Consider the following 14,311-nt stretch of genomic DNA (forward strand, 5'->3'; position numbering starts at 1 on the left):
CAGCCCTCCTGAGTGCCGCCGAGAATGAGCTTTTGCACTTCTTCGATGTCCAGATGCGCGTTGACATAGAAGATGCGCGCGTAGAGGGGTGCCTGCGGCTGCCGGTCCGCCGGTAGGAGTAGCGTGAGCAAACGCGGAGGCCGGCGGCACCCTGGCGATGAGGCCGACCTGACCAGTTTCACCGAGCAGGACGCTCCAAGTGCCAGCGTAACTGGCCGATGCGAGCGGCAGTCGTTGCCATTGCTTGTGTCGTGGGATAGCTTTCGCTTGTCGGCAACCGCATTTTCGTAACTGTTGGGGGGATATGTGGCTTTGTCTGGCTGTGCCAGGACAGATTCGACCCGGAAACGAAGTTCTGCTGCCGTCCTTGCTGCCACCATGGTTACTGCTTTCGCCGGAGTCGTGCCTGCGGCAGCAGCCGCCTCAGACACAGAGGCTCCCGTCATACTCAGCATGGATGTATCACACCCGACTGTTGACGTTACTGGCGGTCCCGTGCAGGTGACCGTGCGGCTTGACGTCGAGGATCAGGGGTCGGGCCTGGACTCGGAATCACCGTGGGTGAATCCCGGTAACGTATCGGGCCAGGATGCTGTCCCTGGTCAAGTGATGACTTTGGTTTCCGGCGACCGTTTCCATGGAACCTACGAAAGTACCTTCACCTTCCCCGAGCTCGTCACAGGCGGCAACTGGTACATACGGCCGTACGTTCGTGACCGTGCGGGAAACTGGGAGCAGCTAACTCCGGCGGGAGCCGAAGTTTTGGTGGTCTCCCTGGAGGACAAGGAGGCTCCGACGATGACGGCCTCGCTCAGAAGTTCGAGGACAGTCGGCTCGGGCATCCTCGACATCACCGATGGGCCGGCCACAGTGGAGGTTACCGCCACCGCGTTCGACGACGGAATCGGCTTCGGCGTCGATTCCACCGCTGCAATCTCTGGAGGCAGCTGGGGATCCCACGTCGCCAATTCGTCCACCGAGCCGAAGCGAGCGGCGTTTAGTACAAGCTTCACATACCCTCAGTACATCCACCGGGAACCCCGTGAGTGGTATGACCTCGACTATCGAGGGGTATACACGTATTTGGTTGGCCCCATTGCAGATGCCAACGGCAACAGTGTTGGCAGGCTCACGGTCGGCCGGCTCATAGTGGCTACCAGGCCGATGCCCGATGCGCGGCCGCCGCAACTGCACATCAGCGACCGAACCGTTACTGCAGCTTGGCCTGCAAACCGCGATCTGCTGGGAGTGTTGGAATACGAAGTCGAGTTTGCTGACGCCCATAACGTCCGCGCTCTCCGGACGATCGGCACGGAGGCTTCCTTAGACGATTTGCCTGCCAGCATCTATACGGCGCGTGTGCGAGCTAGAAATGAGCTTGGCTGGGGCGACTGGACACAGCCTTCCGAACCGGCGGTCCATACAGGTGCAACTTCGGTGGCTCCGGCTCCTGTCACATCCACGCACCCCGAGGGCACGGCTCAGGATTCGATGCCAGTCACGGCCGGCGTGGATTCCTTGCTGGATGACCAGATTGTCGCAGAGGAGCCGGTGGTGGACATAGTTACGGTGCGTCCTCGTGTCACGGATGACGCTATTGCAACCCTGGATATCCCAGCCCCGGCGGCCATGGACACCGATCCGAATCTTTCCTTGGCACAGCGTTCGCCATCTCAGCCCGCCATTGAAGCCTCAACTCCACCACCAACGATTCATGCTGGCGCCAGCAACTCAGATCAGACGCCCAAGGACCTCCGGGCAGAAGGCTCGATGGTCACCTACGGCCTCGCCTTGGCTGCGGCGGTGCTTGTCTTCACGCTCTCAGCTCTGTCCTCACGGAGGTGGCGCCGGCAGGAGTGAACGCCGGGAACAACTGGTCCGTGCCCCACAAATGGCGGTGGAAACGACAGAGAACCGAACGTGCCGCATAGGCTGTTCTGTGAATCCAAACCCTTCCCCGGCCCCTGGACACTTCGACCCGCTGAGCCGCGGGAGATTCCTCGCAGCAGCGACGTGCCGTCGGGTTCGGAGAATGACGCAAATGAGTCCTGACGACAACTGAGTTATCCGTCGAGCGGCCGCAAGAAAAATCGCCAACACCAAACATTCACGGGCAATACCTTGCGCCGCGAGCCATTGATCATCCACACTGGCTACGGATCCGCAGGAAATATCTCCGCCGATCCAGACCGCCGGCCCCTTGCCGGCCACCGCCCCATCAAAAGAATGCCGGGCCCTCCCTCTCGAATCACAGCCTTCAGCCTCGCCGGACGTGCCCAGCCATTGTGGAGCACCCCCTGCCGAACGTGCGGCCTGGCCCAGAGAAAGAAGCCACCATGATCAAGAGCCACTCTGACCTAGTCCTGGAAATCACTGCGCATGACGCGGACACGGTTGAAAATGACCTCAATGCCGCAGTGGAGATCGTCCGCCAGCACGCCATGCAGGAGGGCCGCCATGGCATCCTGGTCACCCAGCACGGACATACCCGCTACACCGTCGCCGTCAGCCCCGACGTGCCCTTCGGCCAGACACACGAACGCCGAGAACTCGGACAGAGAGAGACCTGAAGCGACGTGGCGAGTTCACTGACACTGGTGTGCGCCTGCTACGCCCACGGGACCGATTCAACCGAGTCCACCGCAAATGGCTTGGCTGCCGAGCGCTGCAGGGGACGACGAAGGCGGACCTGGTACAAACCATCGCGGAACGTGACGCGGGGATCCAACTGGACAACCAGGAGCGGCTCTTCGCGGGCCGCGTCCACCCGCAACACCATCCCCTCCCGCCGGCCGTCCACGAGCAGCGGTGTGGCCGGCTCTACCGCGGTCTCCCTCAGGCGGTTCTGAAATTCCGCCGTGGCCGCCAGGAAGAGGATTCCATGGGCGGCCCCAACGACGCGCAGGGGAATCACCATGTCACGCGGCGGGTGTGCGGGAGAGGGCGGAGCTTGCACCTGATAGTGCCGGGCAGACGACGTCCTGGCTGCCTTCAAGACCCGGTCGCATTCCGGGCAACGGGTGCGCCTCCCGACGTCGGCCACCATGGTCACCAGCAGTCCCCTGGGTGCGTGAGCCCACTTGTCGGCCACAATGTGGCACCACGCCGGGTGGTACTCGTTCCCGTACTTCATCACGTAGACCTGATCATCGCCGAGGAGGGGCATCCCCTCCCGCCAGGCGGCCGGCTCGATCGGCTTGGGCACGCCGAGGTCACCGGCTCTCGCGTCGGCGGGGCGGCCCGCATTAAGGTACTTGCGCAACAACGGACTGCGTTGCCTTTTTGACTGTGGAATCCCAGGTCCTTCCTGTGCAACGGGAGTGCGATCAGGCACACCCTCATGACCCCCTACTCAGCTTGCGTCCATTTCCCGCAAGTTGCCAGCCGGGACCATATCTTTCTGTCCGTACCAGGGCGCGAAGTTCCGCCAGGATGCTTGACGCGTGATAATTCCCCCCGAAGTCATGCTGCCCGATCTCAGTGCCCCGATGAATGAGCAGAAGTTCCATCGCTGCTTGTCATTCTGATATGCCCCCATAATCGCCGGGCGCGTCCTCCGCGCAACCAGGGCGCTACCGCGCCGGCGTCAACCCGGCCAGGAACTCCCCTACGCGCGCACCGTCGCCCACTACCTCACCAGTGACACCACCGCCACCTCCATCCGCCATCCACCATCCACACCAGCGAAACCGCCGTCCGCGGACAGGCCCTACCTCATGCCGGCACCATGGCGGCGCTCACCGGAGTGCTCGCCGCACAGGGCGTCACTATCGTCGGAGACGAAACCTTCTCCCCTACGACGGCGAACCCGGCACCAGCCTCGCCCTGCCCGTCGGCTCCACCCAAACCAGCGCGATCAACGCCGAATTCTTCTGCCGCGGCAGCTTCCTCGAACCCACCGACCGCATCACGCTCCCGACCACCCGTCAGGAACCAGCCAAAGCGGCCGCCGTCGAACACCCCATGGAAACCATCGCATCCCAGCCAGCTGATGCGACGCTCCGGCAAGGCAGGCACCTCTGGGCACACGTGCCCGATTCCAGAACCTTCCCGAGCGATGAAGACTGCCCGCACTTCTCGCCAGCCTGCAATTCCAGGGAATCCGCGACCGGCTCAACGCAGACTTTCCCGGCCTGGACGAACCGATGGAGCTGATCCTGTTCGCCCAAACCGACCAGGCACCCAAGTGGTCACGCATCGGGCGGGCACAGCAACTGCTCCACCATGCATACTCGCACCAGCGTCGACCGGACCCCAGGTTGTCAGGCTGTTTCATGCAAGCGCCGGGCTTCTCGGCATAGGCCGCTCCGCCATCCCGTCGCTGCGTCTCGTGCCAGTAGCGACATCATGTCAATTTGAAGCGCTGATCACCCGATCACGCCCTGCAAAAACGCCCGTCACGGTAAGCGCTGCCATGATGCCCGCGGTGACGAGGAGCGCAAGCGTCCAGTCTCCGCTTACGTCGCGAAGACCGCCGAACATTACCGGCCCCACCGCACCGAGACCGTACCCGACAGATTGCGCCATGCCGGACAGGGATGCGGCCTGCGGGTAATTCACGGTCCGGAGGCTAAACAGCGACAGAGCGATGACAATGAGGCTCCCGCACCCGATTGCCCCGAGAAAGATCCACAGCAGTATGAGGTCCGGCGCAAGGGCCAGCCCGAGAAACGTCACGAACATAAGCGCGCCGCTCGTAAAGGATACGAGCCGTTGGTCCGAACCCCGGTGAAGGATTCCCCCTGCGGCAAGGCTCGCGAACACGCTGATGAGCAGGAAAACGGACAGATGGATGCCCGCAGTAGTCGCGGGGACCCCTTGGCTTTGCTCGATAGTGGGCAACCATGCCATCAGGACGTAGAAGGCGATCGATTGCAGCCCCATGAAGATCGTCACCTGCCAGCCCAAGGCCGAAACCCAGGGCGACAGGTACGAGTCGTCTGGCGTGATGACGTGTGCGGTGCCTGCCCTGTGCCGGCGCAGCCACGGCAGGAGCACGGCCATGGCGATAAGGGCAAGTCCCACCCAGATTCCGAGGGCAAGCCGCCAGCCCCCCGGGGACGTTTCTGCCACGGGAACGACGACGGCGGCCCCGATCGCGGCGAAGGCCGCCTGTGTGGCGGTGTAGCTTCCGGTGACCTGGCTGACCCTCGTCGGAAAGTCCCGCTTCACGAGGGAAGGCACCAAAACATTGAGAAACGCGATAGCCATGCCGATCAGTGCGGTGCCCGCCCAGATGAAGCCGGGCACCGGCAAGGAGCGAAGCACGATGCCCAAGGCAAGGATCAGCAGGGACATCCACAGCGCCCGGTCGAGACCCAGACGGGAAGCGAAGCCGGGCGCCACAGGTGAGAAGACTGCGAAAGCAAAGAGCGGAAGGCCTGTGAGGAACCCTGCTGCGGCGCTTGAAAGCTCAAGATCACTGCTGATGTTCGCGAGTACCGATCCCACACTGACAAAGGACACCCGAAGGTTAACCGCGATGAGCAGAACCCCGATGAAGGCCAGGCCAAACCTGACAGTGCGATCCGGGGCGTTCCGGGTGACAACAGGCATGATACGTTCTTCCACCGTTCAGGAGATTAGGAGCGCACGAAGCGCCCAGCCGATTCCAGCCTTGCCGGTAGTGAGCAAGGGATCCCCAAGCAGCTGGAGTGGTTATCCAAGGGTGAGTGAATGCCGCGAACATTCCTGCGCTGCTAGGCGCTGATTTCCAGTGTGACACCATCGTTCCTATGGAAAATTCGGCGTTCACCAAGATCCTTGAGCACTATCCAGACAAGTGATCCATCGGGTGTGGCGCAGTCTATCGTTCCGTACGTCACGTACCCTCCGCCGTCTGTAATCCGCACATCTTGGCCCTCCGCCAGCGCCTCCCGTGAGACTGATCGCCAGTCAGGCCTCACCAGGGATTGAGGGGGCAGTTCGGATGAAGCGGTTTCAATTGCCATTAGTGCTCCTAATTGATGAAGAAAGCCGCGGTCTTGGCGCCGAACCTTGTTCTGGACACGAGCAGGCTTCCGGTCAACCTGTTGTGGGGAACTCCCGCGTTACCAGCCGCGTTCGGCGAGGCGGTGTGGCTGGGGGATTTCGTCGACGTTGATGCCCACCATGGCTTCGCCGAGGCCCCGGGAGGCCTTGGCGATGACGTCGGGGTCATCGAAGAAGGTGGTGGCCTTCACGACGGCGGCGGCGCGCTGGGCCGGGTTGCCGGACTTGAAGATGCCCGAGCCGACGAACACGCCGTCAGCACCGAGCTGCATCATCATGGCCGCGTCAGCGGGGGTGGCGATGCCGCCGGCGGTGAACAGCACCACCGGAAGCTTGCCGGCGGCGGCAACTTCCTTGACCAGTTCGTACGGTGCCTGCAGTTCCTTCGCCGCAACGTACAGCTCGTCCTCGGGCAGGGCCGCAAGCTTGGCGATCTCGGAACGGATCTGGCGCATGTGCCCGGTGGCGTTCGAGACGTCGCCGGTGCCGGCCTCGCCCTTGGAACGGATCATGGCCGCACCCTCGTTGATGCGGCGCAGGGCCTCACCAAGGTTGGTGGCACCGCAAACGAAGGGAACCTTGAAGTTCCACTTGTCGATGTGGTTGACATAGTCGGCCGGGGTCAGGACCTCGGACTCGTCAATGTAGTCCACGCCCAGGGACTGCAGGACCTGGGCCTCTACGAAGTGGCCGATCCGGGCCTTGGCCATGACCGGGATGGACACGGCATCAATGATCTGGTCGATCATGTCCGGATCCGACATGCGGGACACGCCGCCCTGGGCCCGGATATCGGCCGGAACGCGTTCCAGCGCCATCACAGCAACGGCACCGGCGTCCTCGGCGATGCGGGCCTGTTCGACGTTGACGACGTCCATGATGACGCCGCCCTTGAGCATCTCAGCCATACCGCGCTTGACGCGGTTGCTGCCCGTTGGATTCTTGATGAAGTTTCCGGAACTGAAAGCTTTCCCTTGTGTTGACAATGAGTACTCCTATCGGAAGTAGCTGAACTTCAGCTTCTGGTAATGGACTTTGGAAGCTCTAGGCGAATCACCCAGAGCCCGAACGGAGGCACTCCTCCCTGCGATAGTCAGGCGAGCATGGCAACGCCCCTGAAAAGGATTAGAACGGCGCCGGTGAACGCCAGCACCAGGACGGCGGTCATGCTCGCCCTGGGCGGAACCCGTGGCCCGAGTACATTTCCAAGCACTATTCCGCCCGTGAGGGCCAGACCACAGGACAACCATTGGAGGCCATCAAGAGCTGGCATCTCGCGTTTCGCGGCGAGGGAGGCAAGCCCCACCCCTAAGAAGTAAAGCTGTGCGCTGGCCGCAAATGCTCTGTGCTGCCATTGGCTGGCCTGTGCGTACGCCGCCACAGCCGGTCCCCCGACCCCTGCCGTTACATTCATGAAGCCCGAGATAAATCCAGCGATCCCTGCCCCCAGCCTGCCGCGGAGAAGTACAGGTGGCGTGCGTACGGTAAGGCTTGCGGCCAGGGCAACTATGATCATGGCGCCGACAATGATTGAAAGCAGAGAAGACGGCATGTGGATGGCAACCCACGAGCCGGGGACAATGGCCACGATGGCGGGCCCCAGCATGAGGAGCACCCGGCGGAACTCCACTTCCCTGAAGACTTGGACCAAGACCAGCAATGACGTGAGAGTGCCCAACGCATTTACCAGCAGCACGCCGTTAAATGGTCCGAGGAGCATGCTCAGGAACGGTGCGGCAACGAGCGCGAATCCAACACCCGTGATGCGTTGCGTGGACGCGCCAAGGAAGGTTGCTCCTCCCAGCGCTGCCAGGGCCCACACGTAGTCGGCATTCACCGGAATCGGATCCAGGGCTACCGCGTCAATCACTTTCAGTTCCCGCGCCATGCCGCTTACCGGCCAAGGCAGCAGTCATGCGGTCCTTTTCCGACTTGCCTGCGGACGTTTGCCGCATACATCGACCACGGAAGGATGCGAGGCTCTTCTCATACGCCTGCTGCACGGACACATCCTTTCGCTGGAGAAACACTCGGCCGGATTCCAGTATATATGACTCCACGTTCCGAATTCCGGAATGCATTGATGGGAACGCGTGAACCGGCGAGCACGACTGAACCGCAATGCCGGCATCCCGCGGAGCCCTGCGGGCGGATACTTTGGGCAACGGCCAAATGCGCATGACCTGTCATCGAGGTTGCGAGCCGGAGTAGATGCAGGGAATGGGCTGGCTCCTTCGTTTCAGTTCCATCTGGTTCTGTGAACCACAACATCGGCTACGTAGGTTTGGGCTACACCAAATGAAGTGGGCTGGATCACTCACAGCTAGACTGTGCGGGCAGATCTCACGGCGCCCTCTGGTCTTCCGCCTCTTAGCCCAGGCGAAAAGCGCACTTTAGCTGGTTCCGTCAATCATTGGAGGAAACGTGGACAGCGCCGAACCTCGGCAAGCCGAGAGCCCAAGCCTTAGCAAGGGCCTGAAAAACAGACACATGAACCTGATTGCCATCGGAGGCGTCATTGGGGCCGGCCTCTTCGTCGGCAGCGGCGTGGTTATCAGCAGCACTGGCCCAGCCGCAATCGTCTCCTTCTCCATTGCAGGCCTTATCACCTTGCTTCTAATGCGCATGCTGGCCGAAATGGCAGTGGCCCGCCCGGTGGTCGGATCTTTTTACGTCTATGCACGGCAGGCCCTGGGACAACGGGCAGGGTTCGCTACCGGATGGATGTACTGGTACTTTTTCGTGATCGTTGTTGCTATTGAAGCGATAGCTGGCGGCCGGATAATCCAACTCTGGTTTCCCGATATCCCACTGTGGATACTCAGCCTGGGCCTGATGATCATTTTGAGCGCCACGAACATGGTTTCAGCCCGGTCCTTTGGTGAGTTCGAATACTGGTTCTCCTCCATCAAAGTGGTAGCCATCGTTGTTTTCCTGTGCCTGGGGATCCTCTGGATAACCGGCGTCTGGCCTGATTCAACGCCGGGATTCGGCAACCTCTTTGACCATGGGGGCTTCACGCCCCTGGGCTGGGGAGCCGTCATGGCCGCCGTAGTGCCTTGTGTCGCCTTCTACACCGGGGCGGAAATTGTCACCATTGCAGCAGCCGAAGCCGAAGACCCGGAACGTTCCGTGAAGCGGGCAATGCGTTCTATCGTCGCCAGAATCGTGACTTTCTATGTGGGTTCTATCTTTGTGGTCGTTTGCATCCAAAGGTGGGATGCCGAGAGCGTCGGGATCAGCCCCTACGCGGCAGTACTTGATGTCATGGGTATCCCTGCCGTATCCGTCATCATGAACGGAATTGTGCTGACAGCGGTCCTTTCCTGCCTGAACTCTGCGCTCTACACCACTTCGCGCATGCTTTTCGCTCTAACGCGCAACGGCGATGCCCCCAAGTTCTTTACCAAACTCTCCAAAGGCGGCGTGCCGCGCCGTGCGATTCTGCTCGGAACGACGGTTGGCTATATTTCGGTTATATGCGTCTATTTGTGGGGAGAAGTGGTTTTCACGTTCCTGGTGAACTCCTACGGCGCCGTGGCTCTGTTCGTTTATCTGGTGATTGCCATTTCCCAGGTAGTGCTGCGTAAACGACTCGATCGGGAAGATCCGGCAGCCCTGAAACTCAAGATGTGGTTGTTCCCATGGCTAAGCTACGCGACCATAGCGCTCATGCTCAGCGTCATAGCTGCAATGGCCATCCTTCCCAGCACCCAGTCACAGTTCCTGATGAGCGGCCTCACACTGATTGTGATCCTGCTTGGCTACGAAATGCGCAGACGGTACGGAAAACGTCCGGAAAGCGACCAAGCACATCCAACCCGGGCGGACGCGGCCGGTGATGCCCAAGCTAACGAAGAAGATGCAGAGCAGCCCGGAAAAATGGAGACAGACCTGACAAGGACGCTGCACTAATCCGCACTAATCCGCCCTTGAAGCGTTGCAGGAAACCCGCTGTGGGAATTGGCAATGGAGCTACTCACAGCGGGTTTCTGCGTGCCGGCGGCTGTGTAGGATCCCCTGGTTCTCCGTGGATCGGAGGGCCCTGCCGCCGGGTCGGGGATTTGGTCGCTGGGTCCGGCATGACCTTTTTTGCCCTGAGGTCTACTGCGGGTGAAGGCATCTTAGACAAGCCGTTTCCTCAGGGCGAGGCGCGGCTGCACGACCTGTTCACGGGCCTGCAGCAGCACAGGGCGGGTGCAGATTTTCCTGCCCTGGAGCAGGTCTTCCCAGGAACCGTGCTGACCCGATCCCCGGTGCTGGAGCAGGCTCCTGGCGCACCTGGCTGGGGCCCCAGGGCGTGGCAACGTGCTGCCCGGGGTAGGACCCACAGCCGTAAGACCTGTTGGACATTATGGACGGGGTCTTTTCGGCGCTGGACGAGCACATGAGCAGGGCGTGAGCGCCGTCGGCACCGAAGCCGTCGAGCGGGTCATTCCCCCGCGTCGCGCACAGCTCGAGGAGCTCGAACGCCGACGCGTCACCGTGTCCGGGGAAGTCGAAAGGCTTTCGATGACTTCCCTCTTTCCCAGGTCTTGATGTGCATGCCGGGAGTTGGCATCAAGACTTGGCCGCGCACGCCGGCATCGTCCCGTCACCGTGACAGCCGTTAGCGGCTTTTGAGCAGCATCCCGAGCACCTGGTTGACGACGGCAGGCGTGGTTCCCTGGCTCAAATCCAACGCGAGGTTCCTCCGGTAGTAAGGGGACAAATCCAGCCCTACCCCCAGTCCAAAAATCTCTGTGCTGCCGGAAACCTCATGGGCGGTCACCACATTCTGCAGGTGCTGCTCCAAGTAATGGCTGTCGTTGGCCAGCCCCGTGGCACCATCCATCGGGCTGCCGTCGGAAATCACGAGCAGGATCCGGCGTCCCGAGGCACCGATTCCGGTGCCATCTTCCGCGAGCCGGGCGCATGCCCAGTCCACGGCTTCGCCGTCGACCCCCTCGCGGAACAAGTCCTTTTTCATCAGCCCGGCGATTCCGGAGCGTGCCCGGCGCCAAGGTGTATCACCATCTTTGAAAACCAGGTGCCGCACCTCATTGAGCCGTCCTGGATACGCTGGTCTTCCCGCCCGGATCCAGTCTTTCCCGGCACGGCCGCCGTTCCATGCGCCGGTAGTAAAGCCCAGGATCTCGCACCGCGCACCTGCCAGTTCCAATGCGCGGGCGTAGACGTCCACGAGCGCGGCGACGGCGGCACCGTACTCCTTCATGGACCCGGAGCAGTCCACGAGGAACGTCACTTTGGCCTCTGCACGGCGTTCGATGCGTTCAGTCCTGAAAACCCTGCGGTCCCCTGAGGAGGTGACGAGCCGGGCTAGCCTGCTGCCATCAAGGCGGCCCTCCAAGGCGTCGCCGTCCCATCCATCCTCGTCGTCTGCGGACAGGATCGCGGCCAAGGCCCGCCCCAGCCGGGGCACGTTGATGCCCTGCCGGGCTATGTCGTCGTCGAGCTGTTTGCGGTAGCCGCGCAGCAGCTCGGCGCGGACCAGACCTGCGACCTGGAATTGCTGGTCGTAGGAGGTGGTGTACTGCCGATAGATGCCCTGGCCAATCTGAAGGGCGTCGCTGCGCCCGTATCCTGCGATGGGAATATGGTCGTCGTTCGTGTCCTGGTCGAATAGCAGCTGGAACTGAGTCAATCGGCCGCTGGGGCGCGCGGGTCCCGTTTCCCTGGATTCCAGCTGCTCACTTAGGGCCCCGACGGTCTCGGCGATGGCAAGGGCATGAGGGGCGAAACCTGACTGCGAGAAGCGTTCGCGGCGCAGGGCGGCAAGGTGGGCGCCGATGTACGGGGCAAGGTCCATCCGGGTTGATTCAATTCGGTCTTCGATGTCCGGAGGCATTGGCTCCGTGGTGATTCGTGCGCGGCAAACCTGGGCCACGGTGAACAGGATGATTCCCAACGCGCTGTCGATCAGAGGGGAAGCCTCGAACTCCCGGGACCACTGCTGGAAACGTTCGTGGAGATTGGCCCTGACCCCGGGCATGGCAGGATCGACGAGCGACTCGGCGCGGAACTGCTCAAGCATCTCGAACACCAAGACTCGGGCGGGTGTGTCCGGGCAAAGTCGTTGATGCAGGACGGCATCACTCTTCTTCAGGCGCAGCGCCATGCCGTCGGCCGCACCACGGAATGACGCGGGCCTGGAATCGCAGGTTTGCGGGTGAAGATGCGGCGCCGGCATTGCCACCGGCTTCTCCCCGTGATACAGGACCGGGCCGCGGAAGTGCAGGCCGCGCCGGCCGCTGAGCGCGCGCAGCGCAGCGGCCCCCAGTTCCATGGTCTGCTTGCGGCGTCGCAGCAATACGGCAGCGGTCTCCCGGGATGCGGCTGCCGCCCCGTACCGGTCCGTCTGTTCCTTATCTTCCGTCAGCGAGGCCATGGGCGGCTTTACCCGGCGGCAGCGAAGGCGCTGTCCGGCACATGAGCCGCAGAACTGAGTCCGTCCAGTTCACGGTCGAAGCAGCGCTGAAAATATTCAGCGATGATTGCGTGTTCGGCTTCGTCGCACTTGTTGACGAAAGACAGCAGGAAGGCCTTGCCGGGATCGCCGAAGATCCCAATATTCTCGGCCCAGGTGATCACGGTGCGTGGGGACATCAGCGTAGACAGGTCGCCCACCTTAAAGCCGTCCCGGGTCAGTTTTGCCACAGCCACCATGGAAGCCACCAGTTCTCGCCCGGCCGGATGGTCCATCTCCGGGACCCGTGCCATCACGATTTCCAGCTCGTCCTCGGCCGGAGGATGGTTGAGGGCGGCGACGATGTTCCAGCGGTCGATCTGGGCGTGATTGAGACGCTGGACGCCGTGGTACATACCGTTAAGATTGCCAAGTCCTACAGTGTTGGCCGTGGCAAAGAGGCGGAAGCCTGGATGCACGTCCAGGACCCGGTTCTGATCGAGCAGTGTGAGTTTGCCGTCACGCTCCAAAAGCCGCTGGATTACGAACATCACGTCCGGCCTCCCTGCATCGTACTCATCGAGAATAAGTGCCACCGGCCGTTGGATGGCCCAGGGGACGATTCCCTCCTGGAACTCAGTGATCTGTTTGCCGTCCTTAAGGACAACAGTGTCGCGCCCCACCAGATCCAGTCGGCTGATATGCCCGTCCAGGTTGACACGTACGCACGGCCAGTTCAGCCGGGCGGCCACCTGCTCAATGTGTGTGGACTTACCCGTTCCGTGGAGTCCCTGAAGCAGCATTCGCCGGTTCCGGGTAAAGGCCGCCAGGATGGCCAGCGTTACATCATGGTTGAACCGGTAGGCCGGGTCAGCCTCAGGGACATGGTCATCGGGCTCACGGAAGGCGGCTACCTTGAGATCCGAGTCGATGTTGAACAGGTCCCGGACAGAAACCATATGATCCGGCATCAGTCTTGTCAGCTGCTCCATAGCTCCCCCTCAATATCGCTGGCCGATCCTTCGGTCGCATCCCCGCCGTCGGTCCTGCCTGTATAGGACTCTGCTTCAATTCGACCTATCTCGGCGGCCGCACGCTGGAGCGCGGGGAGCAGTTTCAGACCTTTTTCCGGCGTCAACCGCATGACGGGAGCCTGCACCGCGACACACAAATTGGACACGGCATTCGTCGTGGGGACCAGCACTGCGACGCAGACCAACCCCGGAAGGAACTCCTCGTCATCGATGGCATAACCATCCCTCCGGACGCGCTGCAGCTCGGCCTCGATCAAGTCCGGATCGGTCACAGTCTTGTTCGTATAGCGGCCAAGCGGAGCGGATGCAATGAGCCGCTTCCGCTGGGCTGGACTGAGCTGCGAGAGGATCATTTTTCCACTTGCCGAGCAGTGAACAGGCACCCGGGAACCCGGCTGAAGCGTGATCCGCAATGGCTCGGAGGTTTCGATCCGGTCCAGATATAGCACTTCACTGCCAGATACAGCAGTGACATTGCAGCTCTCCCCCAGTTCATTCACCAGATTGCGGAGCACCGCGTGACGTGCCCCGTGGTGGATGTCATTAATCAGGAGATCCTCGGCCATGCGCCGCAGGCGGCTTCCGGTGCCGTAGTGCCTGCCGTTGTTCTCCCGAATCAGCAGTCCGGAGCTTTCCAGCTGGTGCAGCATGCGGTGGAGGGTTGGCTTAGGAGTGCCGGTCTCCTCCGCTAGCCCCTGAAGCGTGAAGAGCTGGTCCTTGGTGGCGATCAGTTCGAGCAGGGAGAACAGACGCATAGTAGGTGTCTCCCCCGCCAGCTCAGTCAGCGTTTGACCGTCCTGATTGTTGTTTAGCCTGCGAATCTCAGCCATTACCGTCTCCTCCACCCGATGTATCCTCGGCGCCTTCGTCGTTTTATTGT

12 protein-coding genes are annotated in these 14,311 nt (G+C 61.7%); 3 read left to right on the forward strand and 9 right to left on the reverse strand.

Going from position 1 to position 14,311, the window contains the following annotated elements; genetic code table 11:
- The first annotated feature begins 453 nt into the window (after positions 1–453).
- Together U7114_RS10160 and U7114_RS10165 are read left to right on the forward strand one after the other, a co-directional pair.
- Positions 454–1,860 carry a fibronectin type III domain-containing protein gene (locus U7114_RS10160; protein WP_323057272.1) on the forward strand — a complete coding sequence of 469 codons (1,407 nt, stop codon included), beginning with the start codon at positions 454–456 and terminating at the stop codon, positions 1,858–1,860.
- 476 nt (positions 1,861–2,336) lie between these two features.
- Positions 2,337–2,570, forward strand: a complete 234-nt coding sequence (locus U7114_RS10165; RefSeq protein WP_323057274.1) for a hypothetical protein — start codon at positions 2,337–2,339, stop codon at positions 2,568–2,570.
- Positions 2,571–2,608: 38 nt separating this feature from the next.
- On the opposite strand, the gene U7114_RS10170 is transcribed toward U7114_RS10165, so the two are convergent.
- The 6 genes from U7114_RS10170 to U7114_RS10195 form a co-directional block, all read right to left on the reverse strand.
- Positions 2,609–3,262 (reverse strand): hypothetical protein, encoded by a 654-nt coding sequence (locus tag U7114_RS10170; RefSeq protein ID WP_323057275.1) that lies wholly within the window; start codon positions 3,260–3,262, stop codon positions 2,609–2,611.
- A gap of 452 nt (positions 3,263–3,714) precedes the next feature.
- Entirely contained in the window at positions 3,715–4,008 is a 294-nt protein-coding gene (locus U7114_RS10175) for a hypothetical protein (RefSeq protein ID WP_323057276.1), read from the reverse strand.
- A 342-nt stretch (positions 4,009–4,350) separates the two neighbouring features.
- Positions 4,351–5,556 carry an MFS transporter gene (locus tag U7114_RS10180; protein ID WP_323057278.1) on the reverse strand — a complete coding sequence of 402 codons (1,206 nt, stop codon included), beginning with the start codon at positions 5,554–5,556 and terminating at the stop codon, positions 4,351–4,353.
- 143 nt (positions 5,557–5,699) lie between these two features.
- Complete coding sequence (locus U7114_RS10185; RefSeq protein WP_323057279.1) at positions 5,700–5,951, reverse strand: hypothetical protein; 252 nt, start codon at positions 5,949–5,951, stop codon at positions 5,700–5,702.
- A gap of 99 nt (positions 5,952–6,050) precedes the next feature.
- Positions 6,051–6,977, reverse strand: coding sequence for a pyridoxal 5'-phosphate synthase lyase subunit PdxS (pdxS, locus tag U7114_RS10190; RefSeq protein WP_157242457.1), 927 nt, complete (start codon positions 6,975–6,977; stop codon positions 6,051–6,053).
- A gap of 107 nt (positions 6,978–7,084) precedes the next feature.
- Entirely contained in the window at positions 7,085–7,861 is a 777-nt protein-coding gene (locus U7114_RS10195; RefSeq protein ID WP_323057281.1) for a sulfite exporter TauE/SafE family protein, read from the reverse strand.
- Between the two features lie 554 nt (positions 7,862–8,415).
- Here U7114_RS10195 and U7114_RS10200 point away from each other — a divergent pair.
- A complete protein-coding gene (locus tag U7114_RS10200; RefSeq protein WP_323057282.1) occupies positions 8,416–9,906 on the forward strand; it encodes an amino acid permease in 1,491 nt (496 codons plus the stop codon).
- A gap of 694 nt (positions 9,907–10,600) precedes the next feature.
- Here the strand turns inward: U7114_RS10200 and U7114_RS10205 are convergent.
- The 3 genes from U7114_RS10205 to U7114_RS10215 are packed head-to-tail and all read right to left on the reverse strand — an operon-like array spanning position 10,601 to position 14,261.
- Positions 10,601–12,379 carry a cobaltochelatase CobT-related protein gene (locus U7114_RS10205; RefSeq protein WP_323057283.1) on the reverse strand — a complete coding sequence of 593 codons (1,779 nt, stop codon included), beginning with the start codon at positions 12,377–12,379 and terminating at the stop codon, positions 10,601–10,603.
- A gap of 8 nt (positions 12,380–12,387) precedes the next feature.
- Entirely contained in the window at positions 12,388–13,389 is a 1,002-nt protein-coding gene (locus U7114_RS10210) for an AAA family ATPase (protein WP_323057284.1), read from the reverse strand.
- A complete protein-coding gene (locus U7114_RS10215) occupies positions 13,377–14,261 on the reverse strand; it encodes an IclR family transcriptional regulator (protein ID WP_157242462.1) in 885 nt (294 codons plus the stop codon). The genes U7114_RS10210 and U7114_RS10215 overlap by 13 nt, the downstream gene beginning before the upstream one ends.
- Positions 14,262–14,311: the final 50 nt, after the last annotated feature.

The sequence above is a fragment of the Pseudarthrobacter sp. C1 genome, assembly GCF_034720455.1.
In the GTDB taxonomy this organism is placed as follows: Bacteria; Actinomycetota; Actinomycetes; order Actinomycetales; family Micrococcaceae; genus Arthrobacter.